We start from the raw sequence: 18,998 nt of genomic DNA, 5'->3' as shown, positions 1-18,998 counted from the left end.
GACTGGAATGCATCATGACGAAGCTGGACGAGAAGCGCGTCTTCGAACTGGCGCATCAACGCGCCGTCGAATGTGGTATCGATTTCAAGACACTGACCCAGGCCATCGACGGGGCGACGCTGGCGACCGACCGGACCGGCGAAATCCCGGATTCCTTCTGGACGCAGTTCGATGTCAGGCCGCTGAACCTGAACTGGGTGCCGGACGCCTATTCCAGCCGCCCGACGGTCCATTCCGCGCTCGGTCGCGCGGCGATGGTGGAGGAGCTGGGCTATGCCGATCCGGGCTATGCCATTTCCATGCCGGGGCCGGGCCTGTCCATGCCGCCGCTGGCCGCGCTGGGTAATCCCGAACAGCAATCCCTGCATTTCGGACGGTTCGATTCCGATATTCCGCGCTGGGGCGCCTTTGCGATCACGGAACCGTCGGTCGGTTCCGATGCGACCGCGATCCACACCAGCGCCCGCAAGACGACGGGCGGCTATGTGCTCAACGGCCAGAAATGCTTCATCACCAATGGCGCCCGTGCGGATTATGTGATCGTCTTTGCCAATATCGCGCGGGACCGGGGCCGCTTCGGTATTCGCGCCTTTCTGGTGGAACGGGGCACGGCCGGTTTCAGCGTGGACAGGGTCGAGGATATGCTGGGCCTGCGCGGCAGCATGCTGACGGCGCTGTCCTTTGAGGATTGCAGGGTGCCGGAGGAGAATCTGCTGTGGGGCGCGCATGTCGGCCGCCATCTCGACGCCTTCGCCGCGGCGCAGGGGGCATGGGATTTCATGCGGCCGATGCTGTCCTGCATCATCGTCGGCTTCTGCCGCAGGACGCGCGACCTCATCGCCCAATATATCGCGGGAGGTGGCCCGGACGGTCGCCCCGACTGGGGTCAGGCGCGTGTCGAACGCTATCTGGCCGACATGGACCGGGAAATCATGACCGCCCGGCTGCTGGCCTGGCAGGCGGCGTGGAAATATGAGCAGGGCGAGGCCATGTCGCGCGATGCGTCCATGGCAAAGGCCTATGCGTCGCGGCTGGCGCAGCAACTGGTGGAAAAGGCCATGGACGTGCTGGGCATGGCGGCCTTCGAGCCATCCTCCCGGCTGGAGAAGGCGTGGCGGGACGCCAAGGCGTTCGACATTCTGGAAGGCACGGGCGATATGCAGCGGCAGATGATCGCTAGCCTCCATCGGCGGGAGCGCACCAGTCGCCAGATACAGTTGCGCGCGGCCTGAACCACCGCCCTCGCAAGGGGGCGATGGGTGGGTTGGCAGGACATGGAACGGGAGGGGCGGCCACACGGCTGCCCCTTCTGTGGCGTTATGCGCTGTTTCGATCCCGGTTGGCGCATCGCGCGCAGCAAGGGGCTGGTGCAGCAGCGATCCGGCGATATGGGGCGGTAAGCTCAGCCTGTCCGCTGGTCGAACTGGGTGGCGCCAAGTGGGGTGTCCCGGTCCGCCGACAGTCACCGACTGGTCCCCGTTATCCGAACCCGTAACGCGGGCCATGCAGGCAAAATCGAACGGGACCGATCATGACGACCGGCCCCGTTTCCTGTCATGCGCCGCTGGGGGAGGCTATGCGAACTGCGTCGTGACGAGGTCCGTATCCTTGGCGAAATAGGGCATGACCTTCTCGGCAAAGGTGCGGATGGATTGCATGGTGATCTCGTGCGGAACCGTGCCGAGTTGCATGACGAGGATCAACTCGTCGATCCCGGCGGCCTCGAAGATCGCGACCTTCTCACGCGCGACCTGCGGATCGCCGACGATCGACAGCAATTGCGACTGTTCGTTGAACCGCATGGATTTGGTCATCTCCAGCATCCGGGGCGACCATTCCGAACGGTCCACTGGCAGGCGGCCGATCTGCGGACGGTCGGACTGGTGGTAATATTGGGCGAAACTGTCGCGGAAATAGCGTGCGCCGCGGAAGCCGTGGGCGCAGGCCATGTCGTCATCGTCGAGGACGCAGGTGTTCGCCGTGACGGAGAAGCTGTTGTTGATCGCCCGCCCGCTGACCGTCGATGCGGTGACGGCATCGCGGTACATCGCAACACGGTTCTTGAGGTCGTCGAATGTCGATGTGCTGAAATTGAGGACGCCCAGCCCCATCGTGCCCAGCTTTCGGATGGTTTCGGTGCTGACCGCGGCGGGGGCGAACAGGGGGGGGTGCGGTGCCTGCACAGGCTTCGGCACGATATGGGTCGGGGGGATCGAATAGTTGGCGCTCTCCCAGGAGAAGACATCCTTCTGCCACATCTGCGGGATCATCTCGATCGCTTCGCGCCATTGCCCTTCGAGGTCGGCGGGGTTGATGCCGAACAGCGGGGCTTCGAGATTGCTGGAGCTTTTGCCCGATCCCCAGTCGACCCGTCCGCCGGACAGAATGTCCAGCGTGGCCACGCGCTCCGCCACACGGATGGGGTGGTTATAACCCTTGGCCGTCAGCGAGACGCCATGGCCGATGCGGATATTCTTCGTGCGGGCGGCGACGAACGACAGGAAGATTTCCGGCGCGGCGGAATGGGCATATTCGTAAAGGCCATGATGCTCCACGGCCCATACGCGATGATAGCCCAACATGTCGGCAAGAACGGCCTGCTCCACCGTGTTCTGGAAGAGCCGGCTTTCACTTGCGCGGGTCGGATCGGAAATCTGCATTTCGAAGAAGAGGGAGAATTTCATGGCATATCCACTTCGGTCTGTCGGTTTTCGGACGGAATTGAAGTGGTGCGACCTTCGCAGGGGGCATGGCCCTGAGCCACGGTCAAATCTTATAGTCAGGGGCCTGCACCGTCCCGTCGAGCGGGGGGCGGCGTCGCAGAGCCGGGGTGGCGACGCGCGCCATGTCGCCGGAGCCATTGATCTGTTGAGCAGGGGAACGGGAAGCCTCTCCCCGCTACGGTCGCTCCCTGCCCGCACAGTCATTGTGCGTGGCGGGCAGGGAGCGATAGCGGGAAGAGGGCAGGGGTATCGTCAGTCGATCTCGGCCCGGATGATGACACCCAGCCAGCGGGGCACGCCCGGCTTATACTGGTTCCAGCTGGGGTTCAGGCCAGTGTCCACGTTGAACAGATTCTTCGCGACTACACTGAAATCGAAGCGCTTGTTCCAGCCGAAGCCGACGGAGAGGTCGGTGATGCCCCAGGGGTCCGTCTTGGTATAGCGCGATAGGGTCGTGTCCGCATAATAGCCGCTCTGGTAATTATAGTTCAGATTGGCATGGACCGTCTTGGTGCCGCCGACGGGGTAGGAGAAGTCGACGAACAGGTTGCCGCTCCATTTCGGCGCACCCGCCAGCGTCTTGCCCGTGGCGTCATAATAGGCGCCATTGGGGTTCGCACCGCCCAGTTCGCCGGGATTGGCCGCACGGGGGAAGCTGCGATAGCGGGCGTCGGTATAGGCGCCGGCAAAGCGGACCGTGGTGTAGGGGATGGCGAACAGCGCGACGTCCAGCTCGATACCCTTGGTACGGACCTTCGGAACATTGCCCAGCGCCGACAGATAGACGGCGGTCGCGTTGGGATCGGTCGCCCGCGCCAGCGCGGTCTGCGCCTCGTCATAGACGAAGGCGGGCTGGATATAGTTGGTGATGTCCTGAAGGAAGGCGGTCGCACCGATCGACAAGGCGCGATCGAACAGCAGCGACCGTATGCCCACTTCATAGGCGTCGGTCTTTTCCGTGTCGGCGGGCACGGACTTGCCGCCGTTGATCGTGGCGCCGACGATCTGGGAAATGCCCGGCTTCTCGCCATGCTTGTAGGTCGCGTGCAGCGTATGCTCGTCCGTGATCTTGTAGGTGACGCCCAGGTCGATGGTCGGCAGGGTCGCCTTATATTTGGCGGCGGCGGTCTCCCGATAGAGCGCGCCGAGGCGGCCGAGCCGGATCGCCTTGGCCGCGCCCACCTGCGCCCGCTGCGCTGTGGTCAGCCCGGCGTAGTTTGCGACATTGAAATATTTCTGCGCCACCAGATCGGCCACGGCCAGTTGCGCCGCGGTGTTGACGCCCAATACACCCGCCGCACTGCTGTTGAAGCCGTTGAGCGCGACATTGTTGACCGAGGCGGGGTTGAGTTCGGCCCCGAACCCGTCGGACAGGATGCCGCTCTGCGACCAGGCCTGCCGCTGTTCATGCGTCAGGCGCGCGCCTGCGCTGAGCGTCAGCCGTTCCGTCGCATCCCAGATCAGGCTGGCATAGGCGGCCAGCGATTCATTCTCGTACCGTTCCTTGCGCTGGGTGATGAGGCCGTCGAGCGCGTTGAGCAACAGGCCGCGTCCCGCCGGATCGGTGGCATTGGGCAGGCCCGCGATGCTCGGGTCGAGCAGCCCATATTGCGCCGCCGTCGCATACCAGGCGCCGCCATCCGAACCATAGCGCTCCGTCTGGCTGTAATTCGGGAATTTGCCCCGGTAATAATAGAGGCCGCCCCGGAAGCGCAGCGTCGGGTCGAGCTTGGCGTCGACGCGGAATTCCTGGCTCCACTGTTCGAAACTGGTCTGCGTCCCGCGCGGTGCGCGCAGCCATTCGAACGGCGTGTGCGATCCCGCGCCCTGCGAGAAGCTATAGTCGCGCCAGCCGGTGATCGACCGCAGCTTTACAGAGTCGGTGACGTTAAAGGTCAGGTTGGCGGTCGCCCCCTTGGTCGCATAGGTGTTGGGATATTCGCTGACCGTGTTGATCTGCCGGTCATAATAGTCGTTGACCGTATAATCGCTCTTCTGCGCGAACCAGCGCCGCTGGATCTTGCCGAAATTATCGTTGGAATAATCGACCGCGCCGGGCAGCCCGTTCGTGCCGGTCCAGTCATAATTGGCCGGGGTCTTGGTAGGGAAGGCGAAGCAGTTTTCGCAAATCTCGCGACCGGTCGGCGTATAGTCGAAGGACAGCAGCGCCTCGAACCGGGAGGATGGCGTGTACAGCAGTTGCGCCCGCACATTGGTGCGATCGGTGTTGCGCCAGGTGTAGTGGGTGTCATTCTTGTTGGCGTAGGGACCATCGGCGGTTTCTCGATTGACGCTGATCCGCACGGCCAGCTTGTCGTCGATGATCGGGCCGGTCAGGGCGGCGGTCGCGATGACCGTGTTCAGTTCGCCATAGGTGATGGCGGCGCTGGCCGACGGTGTGAAGCTGGGCCGTTTGGTATGGATGGAGATGCGACCGAGATTGGCCGCGCGCAGGCCATCCGCGCCGACCGGGCCGCGTTCCACCTCCACACTTTCGACGTCGAGATAGTTGCTGAGCGCGGAGATGGAGCTGATCCCGTGGCTGACATCGTCCACCGCGACGCCCACGCTGGGGTCGAGTACGCCCGCACCCGCCGCCCAGCCAACGCCCCGGATGAAGATGGATGCGGTGTTGGGGTTGTTCCAGCTTGTGCGGACATTGCCGATGCGGTTGGCGATGTCGCGGAAATTATTGACCTGGAATTTCTCCAGCTCCTCGCCCGTGACCGCCGAAACCGACTTGGGCAGTTCCTTGATCCGCTGCGCCGTCACGATGATCGCGTCGGCCAGTTGCGCGTCGCCCACGCCGGCGCGCTCCGGTTCCTCCGCCCTCTCGACCCTGGCAGTCTGGTGCGCCGGCTGCGCTGCCGGGGAGGGCGCGGCGGACGGCGTCGTCTGACCGGGGATCTGGGCCTGATCGGGGGACTGGCGGGTCAGCGCGGCCCTCAGCCGGGCGTTTTCCTCTTCCAGACGGCGGTTCGACTGCCTCAGTTCGTCAAGCGTCTGGGCGGAGGCGGGCGCTGCCGCGCCAAGGATGGTGCCGACGAGCAGCAGCGCGACAAAGGCCCGGTTGCGGCGGCCAATGAAGCCGGTTCGGCCGGACGGCGTCCGGTCGGTGGAATGATCTGCAAATGTCATATTACCCCCCTGTTGGGCACAGTGATGGAAAGTCGGGTCAGCGAACCGCGCCCGCGCACCGGCCTGTCAGCCGGCGCAGCAACGGGAGCCGAAAAGCATTTCGGCGGATGCCGTCCCATCATGGTGGATTCCCGGCGCGAGCGTCATCGCGCAGCCAGACGCCTGCGCGTCCTGCCTCTGGCTGTGCCAGCCCATCGCCGGTGATGGTGGGATCGCCATGGACTCTGACGGTCCCGGTGGCGATACCGTCAGATCAGCAGTGCGGTGTGAAGTGGCGCATCGTCATTCCTTGTTCCTGGAAACGCGAAGCCAGCCGGATGTCCGGTAGGACTTGTTTGGGTTGCAATGGCGGACACGGGACAGTTGCGACTGTTGAACCCGCGGGTCGTTCTGGGCCTTTGGATTGACCCGTTACAATCCCTATTTATTCACTAGGAATAATCCCTGTCAATTGGATGAAACAGGATTGTCATAGTATCAATTGTGATAAACATTCTTCGTCATGGGAATATTGGGTAAGTTCGATAGATATACTTACAATGGTGGCATGTTTTCTATCGAATGATTTTACAATGTTGCCATTCTCATGAAAAGCCTCCTTCAGGACGGTCCGATTGTCGAACGTCCTGAAGGAGGCGCTTTTCACACCGTCATGCGAGCCATCAGCTTCGGATGGCGCGCTGGTACAGGCTGGGGTCCGGGCGCTGCGGCGGGACGGCGTTCAGCACGCGCTTGCTGGCCCCCAGATCGACGCCCTCCGCGAAGAAGTCGCGGGCAATCGCCTCGACCAGGATCGGATAGAGGGCCGCGCTGCTGATGTCGCTCACCGCCGCATCGAAGCTAAGCCGCCCGGACGGGTTGAAGACATGGATGTTGCGCAGGAAATCGGCGCTGACCCCCTGCTTCGGCTGGAACTGGAAGCCGGAGCCGAGATAGGGATAATAGTTGCCGATCGGATTCTCTTCGCCCGGCGCGGGCTTGTAGCGGTCGCCCCACAGGGAGATGGACTGGTGGAAGCGCGCCAGTTCCGGGCGGGTCGATACGTCGGTGCGATAGCCGGTGCCCGCGATCACAAAGTCGAACTGATAGGGCGCGGTCTCCGTCTTGACCGACACCTTGCCATTGCTGCCCACGGCGACGTTGGACCATGAGCTGTTGAGATGAAGGTAGAAGCGGTCGGAACTGACGGCGCGGATGACCTCATCCGACATGACCGAACTGACCGCCCGGTTGCGCAGGAGCTGGTTGCGCCACCGGACTTCCTCCGGCAGGTTGTAGGACAGGCCGAGAGGGGCGGGATAGGGCGACCCGGACGTGGACGGCGGCGGGGTGCTGCCGGTGCGGTAGTTGATGAAGTCCTTGCGGCTGAACAGATGCACCTGCGCCGCCCCGGCTTCCAGCGCGGCGCCCGCCGCATCGAAGGCGGATGCGCCCGCGCCCAGCACGCCGACCACCTTCCCGGCCAGCGGCGCCAGCGCGAAAGGGGTGCCGGTGTGCGACCAGAAGCGCGTCGGCAAGGTCCGCACGAAGTCGGGGACGTTCGGCCCGCCACCGCCCAGATAGCCGCTGGCCAGCACGATCTTGCGCGTCGTCACCACGCGGCGGACGCCCTCCGTCTCCAGATGCAGGCGCAGCACGCTGCCGACCGGCTCGATATCCAGCAGGCGGGTGCGATAGCCGACCTGTGTTTCCGTCGTCTGCTGGAACCACGCCAGATAGTCGGCCCAGGCGAGGCGGGGCACGCGCTCCAGCGCGTCGAAGGCACCGGTGCCGTAAAGGGTTTCATACCAGGCGCGAAAGCCGAGCGCCGCATTGTCCCGTGCCGGGCCGGGCAGCGTCTTGGGCGTGTTCAACTGGCGCATACGCCCGACGTTGCGCCAGATGCCGGCCTGCCCCGGTTCCGCCTGGTCGATGGTCAGGACACGACCGATGCCGCGCCGCCGCAGCCAATAGCTGATCGAGACGCCGCTATGGCCCGCGCCGACGACGACTACGTCATGGTCCGTCTCTCCGCGCGGCACCACCCATTCCGGGGGCGTCGTGCCAGTCCAGCGCACTATGCTCTTTGCTTCCTCCGCCAGCGCCGTGGTCGCGCCGGGGTTTATGGCGCCGGGTGTCTGGACAGGCTCCGCGGCGAGTGCGCGAAATGGTCCCGACGGGGTGAACAGCCCTGCGGCGCCCACGCCGCCCAGCATTGCCGCACCCCGAAAAACGCCACGCCGGTTCATCTGGCCCGGCTCATGATTCCCTGTTTCCTTGGTCATGTACACCACTCTACGCTTTGAAAGATTTGGCTATGGACGGGCGGATGCCCTGTGGATTCGACGATATTCGGTCATCGGTGCGGGCGGTTTTCGAGTCTCTCGCGCCGGAAATGACGATGATATATCTTATTCTATATAGAATTACTAGAATTAAAATGCAGCCGGAATGATTGGATGGTCCTTTTGCGCGATATGCGTTTCGGCAGGGCGTTTCGGGCTGACCCCAGCGCCCGATCCGGGACCGACGGCGCCCCTGTGGCACCGCCGTCCCGTCTCGTCGCGAGCGTCACCCGCCTGTCAGCGCGCCGTTGCCGGAGCGGCGCCGGTCAGGCCACTTTCATCGGGCCGCGCCTGTGGATCGACGGGTTTGCCGGATTCATAGCGGCGACCCAATATGAAGGCGATAGGGAACCAGAAGAGCGCGATCACCACCCCCAGCAGCGCAAGGCCGGTGACTCCAAAGGGCAGGATCGCGGCGCTCACCCAGGCGGAGACGACGTCGCCAAAGCGGTACACCACCGTGTCGATGACATTTTTGGCCTTATATTTCTCCTGCTGGTCGACGATGGTGAACAGCATGTCGCGGCTGGGCTTTGCCACCGAATATTCGGAAAAGCGCCGCACGACCTGGATGGCGCCCAGCACGAGCAGGCCCGGCGAAAAGACCACGGCCACAAAGGCCAGCACCATGATGACCGGATTGACGAGCAATCCCGCCGTAACGCCGAAGCGTTGCAGGAAACGGCCCGTCCCGAACAACTGGATCAGCAGTGCGACGCTGTTGGTCGCAAGGTCGATCGTCGCATAGGCCTGCGTGCGGGCCTCCCGGTCGGCGAAATTCTTGCTGATGAGGTCGCCGAGCTGGAAATAGAGCACGGTGGAGATGCACGTCATCAACAGCAGGAAGAGGGCGATGAGGAGCAGATAGCGCGACCGGAACAGCAGGACGAACCCATCGAGGGGATTGCCGCCCAGGCTATGGTCCAGAGAGGTTTTCTGCACGGCCACGTCGCTCACCACCAAACGGCGCTTTTCCGCTTCCAGAACCCGCACGATGACCGCGCACAGGGCAAAGCCGCCGGCCGAGGTCAGGAGCAGATTGTCGGTGCCGATCACCGTGACGAACAGGGCGATGAACGCCGGGGCCGCCACCGTGCCCAACGTCCCGCCCGCCGCGATAACGCCAAAGAGCCGCTTGGCCTGCGTGCTGGAGAAGATGTCGGCCATCAGGCTCCAGAACACCGAGATGATAAGCAGGTTGAAGGTGCTGAGCCAGATATAGAAGGCCGCGGCCACCCATCGGTCGTTCGTCACCCGCTGGAACAGGATATAGAATATGACCATGGTGATGGCGATGAAGCCATAGACCCACGGCAGGAAGGTCGCGAGCCGGATGCGGGAGGCAAGGCCGGCATAGACGGGCGCGACGATGAAGCTGAGCAGGAAGGTGCCGGTGAACAGTTCCTGGAGATGATCGACGCCATAGACGGTGCCCATCGTGTCGCGCAGGGGACGCAGCACGAAATAGCTCGCCATCAGCAGGAAGAAATAGCCGAAGGAGAGGAGCACGACCCGGCTTTCGGCAGGGTCGATGCCGAACAGGCGTTTCAGGAGGGTGGGGGCGGCGGCGGGTTCAGGAACGGGCATTGCTGTCTCCGGACAGTAGGCTTTTTGGGGAGGGATCGAGTTATGCGGCAGGCACGGCGTCGCGTGCGCGGGCCCGGGTCCGGGCGAGGGCTTCATAGCGCCGCCCGACGAACAGCGCCGCGAGGCCCCATGCGGCGGACACGGCCACGCCCAGCGTGACGATCGCGAAGAAGCCCATGCCCATCGACCGCAGGCCCGCCTGCAACCACGCGGCGGTCAGGTCGCCAAAGCGATAGACCGACGTGTCGATGACATTTTTGGCCTTATATTTTTCCTGCTGGTCGAGGACGGTGAACAGCACTTCCCGGCTGGGCCGGGCGACCGCATATTGCGAAATCCTTTGCAGGGCGCGGGTGGCCTGCACGACGAAAAGAGTGGGGGCAAAGGCGAGCGCGGTACAGGCGAAGACCATCAGCACCGGACTGAGCGCGAGGCTGGCGGTCACGCCGAACCGTTGCAGGAAACGCCCCAGACCGAAGATCAGGATCGCGGCGGAACAGATGTTCACGAACAGATCCAGATTGGCGAAGGCCACGGTGCGGCCTGACACGGCGGCGATGCTTTTCTCGACGAAATCGGCTTGCAGGAAATAGAGGATGGTGGCGATCCACGTCATGAGGACGAAGAACAACGCCTGCCCCAGCAGGTAGCGCGACCGGAACACCAGCGCGAAGCCATCGAGCGGATTGCCGGGCAGGCTATGGTCCAGTGTGGTCTGTTGCGTGTCGCTGTCCAGCGCGCGCAGGCTCTCCTTCTCCCGCATCAGCCGGTGGAGGAAGGCGATGACGATCATAAAGCCGCCGCACGCCACCAGCAGCAGGCCGTCCACCCCGGCGCTTTCGGCGAAGGCGCTTGTCACCAGCGGACCCAATATGGCGCCCAGACTGCCCCCCGCCGCCACGAAGGCGAACAACCGGGTCGCCTGTGTCGACGAGAATATGTCGGCGGCCAGGGTCCAGAATATGGAGAGCAGGAAGAGGTTGATGACGCTGAACCAGCAATAGTAGCTGGCCGCCACCCATCGGCTGTCCGGCATCCGGTGGAACAGGACATAGAAGAGCAGCAGGTTGACGATCAGCAGCCAGAAAACGCCGGGCAGCAGGCGGGACAGGCGCATATGCGCCACGCACCATGCGAACAGGGGGGCGAGGATCAGCGTCAGGACAAAGGTGATGGTGAAGAGATGCTGCAACTGCGCCACGCCGACCACGGTCGCCATGGTGTCGCGCAGGGGGCGCAGGATATAATAGCTGGCCAGCAGGAAGAAATAGCAGCCGGAGGCCAGGATCGCGGCCTTCAACTCATGCGGCTGCGCCTTGCTCGCCGCGCCGATGAGGCGCAGCACCCTTGTTTCGTTCACCAGCGCCATGTTGCCCCACCGTTATGCCGGCCGTATGGATTAATACCCTAGTTCAATTATAGGCATTATAGATATAGGGCAATTGCTATTATGCGGCTGTTGAATCGCACAGGATGCACGGACCGCCTTGCCGCGCCCGGAAGTCCTTCGGGACGGGGTGCCGCGTGGGCGGCTGATGGACGGCGCATGTCTGTCCGGCAGGCGCGGTAATCGGATAGGCGGGCGTCTCTCAGGGCGACGCATCGGGCGTTGCCGCGCGGACGTACGCCGCTGTCAGAGCGTGACTTTTCCTTGAATCGTCATCGCGAGCACGGCCAAACCAACGCATTGCGCCGCCGCATGGATTGCGTCGCGGCGCCCGCCATGACGAGGCGTGTGAACGTCACGGCATCAGGCTCCTGGGATCGCTCGCACCGGCCACCTTGCGGCCCAAAAAGCGGCGGTGAACCGGATGTCCGATCCACCGCCGCATTTCCCCCCTTACGCTCTCAGGCGCGCCGGCTCAGCCGCCGAAACGATATTTCAGGCGGAAGCCATACATGCGGGGTTCGCCAATGATGTTGGAGATGAAACCCGACGTCTGTCCCTGATCGTTCGCGCTGATATAGTATTTTTGGTTGGTTATGTTGGTCATGAAGAAGCCCGCGTCGAGCGCGCTGCCCGCAATGCCTTCCCAGTTCACGCTGAGGTTGGCGACGCCATAGCCGGGCAGGATGCCACCGTCCGTGACGACGCAGGTCTTGGCGGTTGTCGAACCGTCCATGCCGAAGCGGCCGGGATAGCAGCTGTTCTGCGAGACCAATGTGCTGGACTGATAGACATAGGTGCCGCCGACGCTGATCTTGCCCACCGATTCCGGCAGCGGGAGCGTGTAGCTGCCGCTGATGTTCCACTTGTGCGGCGTGGCGGCGGGGATTGGATCGCCCACGGCTGGCGGACGAATGTCGTTATAGGGCAGGCCGTTGCTGGTGATGAGGCTGCTGGCGTCCTGCACCTCCAGGATACGGGTCTTGATATAGGCGTAGGCGACATTGAGTTGCAGGCCCTGGAAGGGGCTGATGCCCAGCTCCACTTCTGCACCGTAGAGTTCCGACTTGCCCACGTTCAGGATGGCGGTCGTCTGGGTACAGGACTTGGTAGGCTCCAATACGGTCGCGACGCACTGGAGGCCCAACTGGATCTGCTGGTTGCTGAAGTCGTTATAATAGCCGGAGACATTGAAATGGCCGGGGAAAGACCCGCGCCAGCTCGCCTTCGCGCCGACTTCATAGGTGTTGACCTTCTCCTTGCCATAGCTTTGCAGCTTGTCGGCGCCGAACGGGTTCACGCCGCCCTGACGATAGCCGCGCGACCATTTGGCGTAGAGGAGGACGTCCTCCGCCACCTTATAGTCGAGGTCGATGAGCCAGGTCGGGGCTTCGGTCGACACGCTCTGGAACTGCTTGCACATGTCGAAGCGGTTGGCGATCGGCTGGTAGGGGTTGGTCGCCGACCCCTTGATACCGAACGTCGGCAGCGCGGCGCAGGCGGCGGAGAAGCCGGCCGGGACCGGTGAAATGCCGGCCGGGGGGACCGCCTGTGCCGGGGGCAGCGCACCGTTGAGGTTGATGTCCACGACCTGGAAGGCGCTGGACATCTTGTCCCACGTATAGCGCAGGCCGGCGGTGAACTTCAGCTTATCGGTGATGTCATAGCTGGCCTGACCATAAGCCGCGATGCCCCGATATTTGGTGAGCGTCGTGCTGTAGGTCTGGCGGCCCAGTGAGGTCGCGCCGCCATCGTTGGTGACACAGTTGAACGTCGCGATGTTGACGCACGGGGTAAAGGTTGCCGACTGCGTCCCCGACTGGCCGAGAGGCTGGCTGGATTCGAAGTAGAGGCCACCCTGCCAGATGAGGCGGTCGCTGGGACGGCCCTGGAACTGGATTTCCTCGACGAAGGTGCTTTCTGCGTTCGTGTTGCGGCCGTCGATGACATGGGTGCCGGTGAAGTTGCGCACCTGATAGGGGTTGGTTTCCGTACCGGCGGGGACGCCGACCGGCGTGTAGACGCCGAACAGGTCGATGTTGTTCTTGCCCCGGAACTCCGCATAGGAGGCGATGTTCTTGACGGTCAGCGTGTCGCTGGCCTGCCAGGTGGTGGTGTTGATCGCCTGCCATGTCGTGGTCTGCGACAGGGCGTCGTTCATGCTGTTGGACACGGTCCAGAAGTCGCCAAACGCATTCTCACGGTCGATCTGCGCCTGCTGGGCGGTGCCGCCGCGGCTGGTGAAGGCGCGGGTGATCTTGGGCGTGGTGCCCGTGCTCTTGGACTTGGCATAGGTGACGATGGTGTAGTTTTCGAGGTTGGGCGCAAGGTCGGCCACCACGCTGGCGCGCAGGGCGATATAGTCCTGGCTGCCGCCTGCATCCCCTTGCGAGCCGAAGCCTATCCGGCCGGCATTCTTGAGGTAGCCGTCACGGGTGGAGCGATCCACGCCGACGCGGACGCGCAACGTGTCGTTGACGGGCACGTTGACCACGGCCTGTACCCGGCGCAGGTCATAATCGCCGATCGAACCCTCGACATAGCCTTCCAGCTTGCCGGTCGGCTTGCGGGGCACGATCAGCACCGCGCCGCCGGTGGAGTTGCGGCCCTGCAACGTGCCCTGCGGTCCCTTCAGCACCTGAACATTCTGGAGGTCGAAGAGCTGGCCCGGACCGGCGCCGTCGCCGCCCGGAGAGGCGCCGGAACCGCGCGGAGCGACCACATCGGCGAAATAGGTGCCGACGGTCGATGTTGTGCGCTGTTCCTGCGTGAAGCCGCGGATGGTGAAAGTGGTGTTGTCCGCGCCATAACGGGCGTTCAGCGTCAGGCCGGGCGTGTAGGTCGCAAGGTCTTTCGCATTCTGGACGTTGTTGTTGGTCAACTGCTCCTGATTCAGCACGGTGATCGAAATCGGAACGTCCTGAAGGCGTTCCTCGACTCGGCGAGCGGTGACGATGATGTCGCTGGGGTCACTCGACTGGCTCCACGCGGGCGTCGCGACGCCGGTGGCCAGGACCGTAGATGCAACAAGCGCGATTCTACGACGAACAAGACTGTTCATTCTTCTCTCTCCCATGTGTAGCGCAGTCCCTGTTCGAGGACTTGTCGTTAGAGGGCGAAGGTGTTCCGAATTTTGCATATGGGCTTGATGATTTCGGACATGCCGAAAAAACATTCACTACGGTGGCGGATAGGGCACTGTGCGGTGCGCTTCCTTCGGCCCGCCCGTTCCGGCCATTGCCCACCATTGCCGGGCAGGAGTGTTACACAGGCTCGCCGAAAGCGCGCAATATCGCCTCGAAGCGGGCTTTCGTGTCCCCGGCATATTCGGGGTGGGTGATGATATAGGGCTGCCTGTCCTCGATTGCCTTCACGACCATCCGGCCGACCCGCAACGGGTCCATCATCCGGGCGCGGATGGCGTCGGCCTGCGCGGGATTGAGGGCGATGAGGCCATCGGTGGGGGATTCGGACATGCGGCTGCGGGTCAGACCGGGGAAGAGGGTGGAGACGGCCACCCCCAGCGGGGCCAGTTCCTGTCGCACGGCGTCGGACAGGCCCAGCACCGCGAATTTGCTGGCGGAATAGGTGGCGAAGGTGCCGAACGGGTTGAGGCCGTTCATCGACGATGTGTTGACGATATGGCCCGATCGGCGGGCGACCATGCCGGGCGCGATGGCCATGATGCCGTTGTAGACGCCCCTCACATTGATCGCCATCACCCGGTCGAACTCGTCGGACGGCGTATCCAGCAGGGTCTTGAATCCTGACGAGATACCGGCGTTGTTGCATAATATGTCGATGGGGCCATGGCTGTCCTCGACGCGGGTGCGGGCGGCGGCCCAGCTTGCCGGATCACTGACATCGAGGGGGACGAGCGTCACATCGGCACCGGCGGGGAGGCGAGCGGCTTCCTCTTTGGCATGGGCCAGGTCGATGTCGGCCAGCACCAGCCGCGCGCCGCGCTCCGCAAAGGCGGTGGCCATGCCCCCGCCAATGCCGCCCCCGCCGCCGGTGATGAAGACCAGCTTGCCTGTGAAATCTGTCATATCTTCCCCCAACTTTCGGTCTTGTCGCTCCTCCCGGCGGGCGATCACCTGTCCGCGGGTGTCCGGGTGATCCGCATCGACGCGCGCAACGGCGCATGTTGGGCCTCGTCCGGTCCCTGCACCTCGACCGCCAGCGAGACATGGGCGAAGGTGAGGAGCAGCCGCATCAGTCGCTGTTGCGCTTCGTCCAGTGCGGCCAGCGGCGTCTCGTCGAGATGCGCCAGTCCCGCCTCCAGCCGCGGTGCGCAGGCGGCATGGAAGGCGTCACGCTCCGCATCGGGATAGGCCGCGCGCAGATGGGCACGGTCCGCCGCCGTTTCCCCGGCCCAGCGCATGGCGAAAGGCTCCAACGTCGCGAAGCCGGGCGGCAACAACGCGCTCACGCCCGTGCCTCCGCGCCCGACGCCATCTCCGCCTTATAGGCTTCTACGGCAGCATCGACGCTGCGGAACAGATGGCGGCACAATATCTCCTGCGTCTGGAGGTGGATGTGCTGGAGCGCGCCGCTGCTCAGCCCGCGCTGCCCCCGTTCGATGACGCCGCGATCCTCCGAATGAATGTCCCGCGCCGTCGCCATCAGATATTCGCGCGCGAACCGTTCGCTGGCGCTGTCATCCTCCCCGATCCAGTAGAGGCGGATGACCCCGCGCGAGCGGGTGGCGCTGATCGGCATCACCACATGGGAGAAATGCTGGAGCGGCGATCCCAGCAGGAAGAAATTGGGGAAGAGCGCAAAATAATCCTTCGCGTCCTGCGATACCATTATGCCGTGCGCGGCTGCGGCCTCCGCCGCCTTGCCATAGGAGAGCAGCGCAGGAGCGGGCGGTGGAGGCGCCGCGCGATTGGACCAGATGGTCTGGGTGCGATGCGGGCCGTGAAAGCCATAGTGGACCGGATAGCCGAACGGATTGTCCGGTCCCGTAGCCGCCCCGCCCGACCGGGGATGGATGAAGCGCAGATGATAATTTTCCTGGAAATTATCGTAGGTCAGCTTCCAGTTCGCGTCGATTTCATAGACATATTCGCTGAACGTCGTCGCCCGTGCAACGGGCAGCGCCTCCAGCCGATCCGCCAGATCGCCCAGCCAGTCGCGCAGTGGTTCGGGCCGCTCCGCAAAGCTGAGGAAGATCAGGCCGGCGCACACGCCCACCGCGACGGCGGGCAGTGCGCAATCCTTCTTAGCGACATGGAACTGGTCGAAGTCGGGTGCCGACACCAGCGCGCCGTCGGTGGCGAAGGTCCACATATGATAGGGGCAACTGAAGGTGGATTGCCGCCCCGCTTCGGCCATCACCAACTGCGTGCCGCGATGGGTGCAGACATTGTGAAAGGCGCGGATGGCGCCATCCTTGCCCCGCACGATCAGGATGGAGGCGTTGGCGAACTCGATCTCGCGGCGGATGAAGCTGCCCGGATCGGGCAGTTCGCAGACATGGCCGACCTGAATCCAGGATCGCAGGAACACCGCCTTGCGCTCCAGCTCGAAATAGGCGGGATCATAATAGGGGCTGGCGGGGATGGGGTCGGTGCCGAGCCAGGCTACATCGTCCTGCGAGACGGGCTGGAAAGGCGGTGTGTGCGTGTTCATCGGGCCTGCTCCTCCCGGTGCGACCCATGACTGGTCGATCCGGTAAGGTGGCTTGTAGCGGACCTCTGTAATTTTTACAACACATGTGTCGTAATTTTAAAGTACAGTCTTTGAAAGGCGCGTCTCAAACACGAAAGAGGGAGTCGCGTCGGAGCACGCGCTGCTGCTCCTTGCGGAAACGCTCCGTCACTTCCTTCAGCGACAGGTCCGGCCGTACCGTCATGTGATAGACGCGCGGGGCGATGAAGGCGGAGGTCAGCAGGATGGTGCAATAGACTTCTGCGTCGATGGCGTCGTCCTGCGCCGCGTTCAGCGTGGCCGCCGTACCGCGGACCAGCTCGTCCCAGCGCGGATAGCGATCGCGAATGTCGCCGGGCGACACGAAATCCTCGAACCATAATTTGATGAGTTCAGCGTTTTCCAGCACGAAACGGGAGATATAGTCGATCCGCTCCTGCTGGGGTACATCCGGCTCGAACCCTTTGCTGAGCTGTTCGGACGACCATAGCTTGACCGCAACGATCATCGCGTCGCGGTCCTCGAAATGATAATAGAGGGTCGTGCGGTTGATCCCCACCGCGCGGGAAATCGCCGCCATGGAAAGGGCCTCCACGCCCTTTTCGGAGATCAGGCGCACGGCCGCCTCAATGATCGCCTGATGCGTGGTGTCGAACCCCTTGTTGCGGCGGCGTCCGGGAGCCTCGTCCTTGTTCATCACATTCCCCTGGCGGCGATGGTCCCTGTTGCGGATACACAGCAGGGGGCGGGGGGAACAGCCTGTTTCGGGCCGATTCAGCCCTGGACGACGGCGTCAGGCCCGGCAGAATATCGCATCATAGACGACCCGGTTCCGCCCGCCATTCTTGGCCATGTAGAGCATCTGGTCGGCGGCGTTGAGGTTGTTGTCCATTCCCTCTGAGGCTTGCATGATCGCCGCGCCCAGAGAGGCGGTGACGTTCAGCGTGCGATTTTCATAGGGGATGACAAGGTTGGACACGGCGATGCGGATCGCCTCGCAGCGCTCCTGCACCTCGTCGATGGTCAGGTTGGTGAACAGGACCACGAATTCCTCGCCACCGAAACGGGCGGTGATGGCGTTGCCCTGCTGGCAACTGTCCTCCAGCACACCGGCGACCAGCTTGATGACCTTGTCGCCGGTGTCATGGCCGTAATTGTCGTTGACCTTCTTGAAATGGTCGATGTCGAGGATCGCGACCGACCCTTCCTCGCCGTCGCGCGCGCTCAGTTCGTCGAGGATATGATGGGCCTTCTCGAAAAAGGCGCGGCGGTTGTACAGGCCGGTCAGGGGGTCGCGTTCTGCCAGGAAACGCAGATGCTTGATCTGGTCCAGCGTCTCCAGATTGCTCTGGATGCGATATTTCACCTCTTCCGCGATGAAGGGGCGATAGACGAAATCGGATGCGCCCGCCTTCAGGAAGGAGGCGGACAGGAAAGGGTCGGAGGAAGCGGAGATGCCGATCACCCGGATGCGGTCGGGCGCATAGCGGGCGCGGACGGTCTTGGTCAGTTCATGCCCGTCCATGTCCGCCATATGATAGTCGGTGATGACCAGTTCGATGTCCTGATGCGCCGCCAGCATCGCCAGCGCCTCTGCGCCGGAACTGGCCTCGAACGTGCGGTAATTCTGGCGGCGTAGCAGGTCGACCAGCACGGCGCGGCCGCTCGCCATGTCGTCCACCACCAGCACGGAGGGAGAGATCGTCTCCGTATAGCGGATGATGGTCTGGACGATGGCGTCCACCGTCGCGGCGGCGTCCTTCAGAAAATAGTCGATGATGTTGGGTGTGGAGAAACGGTCGCGCGCTCGCCGGTTGAGCGTCGCGGTGAACAGGATGGTGGGGATGTCCCCCTCCGCCAGCAGGTCCACTATCTCGCCATCGGGTGCATCGGGCAAGTTCAGTCCGGTCACGGCCAAGGCGGGCCGCTGCTCGATCAGCGCGGCTTCGGCATCGGCATAGCTTTTGAACCAGCGGACATCGACGTTGGTCTGTTCGCCGATCTTGTGCAGCAACAGCAGGCCCAATGCCGCGGAATCCTCGATCAGGAACACCGTCCGCGAGGGTATGGCATAGCGGCTCGCCTGCGCCTTGCCGTCCGCTGCCCGTACTTTTGACATAGATCCCACTCCATCGGCCCGCGCCCCGTTTCCCCCCGGCACGCCGCCATGGCGTTTACCGGCAA

Annotated in this window: 12 protein-coding genes; 1 reads left to right on the top strand and 11 read right to left on the bottom strand. The window is 63.5% G+C overall.

All coding sequences use genetic code 11. The features are described from left to right. Positions 1 to 14: 14 nt before the first annotated feature. Positions 15 to 1,232, top strand: coding sequence for an acyl-CoA dehydrogenase family protein (locus LWE61_RS11740; protein WP_234150255.1), 1,218 nt, complete (start codon positions 15 to 17; stop codon positions 1,230 to 1,232). A gap of 342 nt (positions 1,233 to 1,574) precedes the next feature. Here LWE61_RS11740 and LWE61_RS11735 read toward each other — a convergent pair whose 3' ends face one another. From LWE61_RS11735 to LWE61_RS11685, 11 genes are all read right to left on the bottom strand, one after another. Then, positions 1,575 to 2,684, bottom strand: a complete 1,110-nt coding sequence (locus LWE61_RS11735; protein ID WP_234150254.1) for an LLM class flavin-dependent oxidoreductase — start codon at positions 2,682 to 2,684, stop codon at positions 1,575 to 1,577. A gap of 291 nt (positions 2,685 to 2,975) precedes the next feature. After that, positions 2,976 to 5,861, bottom strand: a complete 2,886-nt coding sequence (locus LWE61_RS11730; RefSeq protein WP_234150253.1) for a TonB-dependent receptor domain-containing protein — start codon at positions 5,859 to 5,861, stop codon at positions 2,976 to 2,978. 662 nt (positions 5,862 to 6,523) lie between these two features. Continuing rightward, a complete protein-coding gene (locus tag LWE61_RS11725) occupies positions 6,524 to 8,125 on the bottom strand; it encodes an FAD-dependent oxidoreductase (protein ID WP_234150252.1) in 1,602 nt (533 codons plus the stop codon). Between the two features lie 297 nt (positions 8,126 to 8,422). Beyond that, entirely contained in the window at positions 8,423 to 9,772 is a 1,350-nt protein-coding gene (locus tag LWE61_RS11720; RefSeq protein WP_234150251.1) for an NTP/NDP exchange transporter, read from the bottom strand. A gap of 40 nt (positions 9,773 to 9,812) precedes the next feature. Next, entirely contained in the window at positions 9,813 to 11,132 is a 1,320-nt protein-coding gene (locus LWE61_RS11715) for an NTP/NDP exchange transporter (protein WP_234150250.1), read from the bottom strand. 502 nt (positions 11,133 to 11,634) lie between these two features. Next, the gene (locus LWE61_RS11710; protein ID WP_234150249.1) at positions 11,635 to 14,220 is read right to left on the bottom strand and encodes a TonB-dependent receptor; all 2,586 of its coding nucleotides are present in this window, start codon (positions 14,218 to 14,220) and stop codon (positions 11,635 to 11,637) included. A 202-nt stretch (positions 14,221 to 14,422) separates the two neighbouring features. Further along, positions 14,423 to 15,208, bottom strand: a complete 786-nt coding sequence (locus tag LWE61_RS11705; RefSeq protein WP_234150248.1) for an SDR family NAD(P)-dependent oxidoreductase — start codon at positions 15,206 to 15,208, stop codon at positions 14,423 to 14,425. A gap of 44 nt (positions 15,209 to 15,252) precedes the next feature. Then, positions 15,253 to 15,591 (bottom strand): hypothetical protein, encoded by a 339-nt coding sequence (locus tag LWE61_RS11700; protein WP_234150247.1) that lies wholly within the window; start codon positions 15,589 to 15,591, stop codon positions 15,253 to 15,255. Next, complete coding sequence (locus tag LWE61_RS11695; protein WP_234150246.1) at positions 15,588 to 16,796, bottom strand: aromatic ring-hydroxylating oxygenase subunit alpha; 1,209 nt, start codon at positions 16,794 to 16,796, stop codon at positions 15,588 to 15,590. Before LWE61_RS11695 ends, LWE61_RS11700 begins: the two co-directional genes overlap by 4 nt. Positions 16,797 to 16,920: 124 nt before the next feature. After that, positions 16,921 to 17,511 (bottom strand): TetR/AcrR family transcriptional regulator, encoded by a 591-nt coding sequence (locus LWE61_RS11690; RefSeq protein ID WP_234150245.1) that lies wholly within the window; start codon positions 17,509 to 17,511, stop codon positions 16,921 to 16,923. 96 nt (positions 17,512 to 17,607) lie between these two features. Further along, positions 17,608 to 18,933 (bottom strand): diguanylate cyclase, encoded by a 1,326-nt coding sequence (locus LWE61_RS11685; protein WP_234150244.1) that lies wholly within the window; start codon positions 18,931 to 18,933, stop codon positions 17,608 to 17,610. Positions 18,934 to 18,998 lie beyond the last annotated feature (65 nt).

The sequence above is a fragment of the Sphingobium sufflavum genome, from assembly GCF_021403115.1.
Taxonomy (GTDB): domain Bacteria; phylum Pseudomonadota; class Alphaproteobacteria; order Sphingomonadales; family Sphingomonadaceae; genus Sphingobium; species Sphingobium sufflavum.
The sequence above is the reverse complement of the archived record's forward strand: the minus strand, read 5'-3'. Positions and strand labels throughout refer to the sequence as shown.

Coding starts and splice junctions, on each gene's coding strand:
- LWE61_RS11695 (WP_234150246.1), bottom strand. CDS start 16,796: ATGAACACGCACACACCGCCTTTCCAGCCCGTCTCGCAGGACGATGTA.
- LWE61_RS11705 (WP_234150248.1), bottom strand. CDS start 15,208: ATGACAGATTTCACAGGCAAGCTGGTCTTCATCACCGGCGGCGGGGGC.
- LWE61_RS11710 (WP_234150249.1), bottom strand. CDS start 14,220: ATGAACAGTCTTGTTCGTCGTAGAATCGCGCTTGTTGCATCTACGGTC.
- LWE61_RS11735 (WP_234150254.1), bottom strand. CDS start 2,684: ATGAAATTCTCCCTCTTCTTCGAAATGCAGATTTCCGATCCGACCCGC.
- LWE61_RS11740 (WP_234150255.1), top strand. CDS start 15: ATGACGAAGCTGGACGAGAAGCGCGTCTTCGAACTGGCGCATCAACGC.
- LWE61_RS11720 (WP_234150251.1), bottom strand. CDS start 9,772: ATGCCCGTTCCTGAACCCGCCGCCGCCCCCACCCTCCTGAAACGCCTG.
- LWE61_RS11685 (WP_234150244.1), bottom strand. CDS start 18,933: ATGTCAAAAGTACGGGCAGCGGACGGCAAGGCGCAGGCGAGCCGCTAT.
- LWE61_RS11730 (WP_234150253.1), bottom strand. CDS start 5,861: ATGACATTTGCAGATCATTCCACCGACCGGACGCCGTCCGGCCGAACC.
- LWE61_RS11725 (WP_234150252.1), bottom strand. CDS start 8,125: ATGACCAAGGAAACAGGGAATCATGAGCCGGGCCAGATGAACCGGCGT.
- LWE61_RS11690 (WP_234150245.1), bottom strand. CDS start 17,511: ATGAACAAGGACGAGGCTCCCGGACGCCGCCGCAACAAGGGGTTCGAC.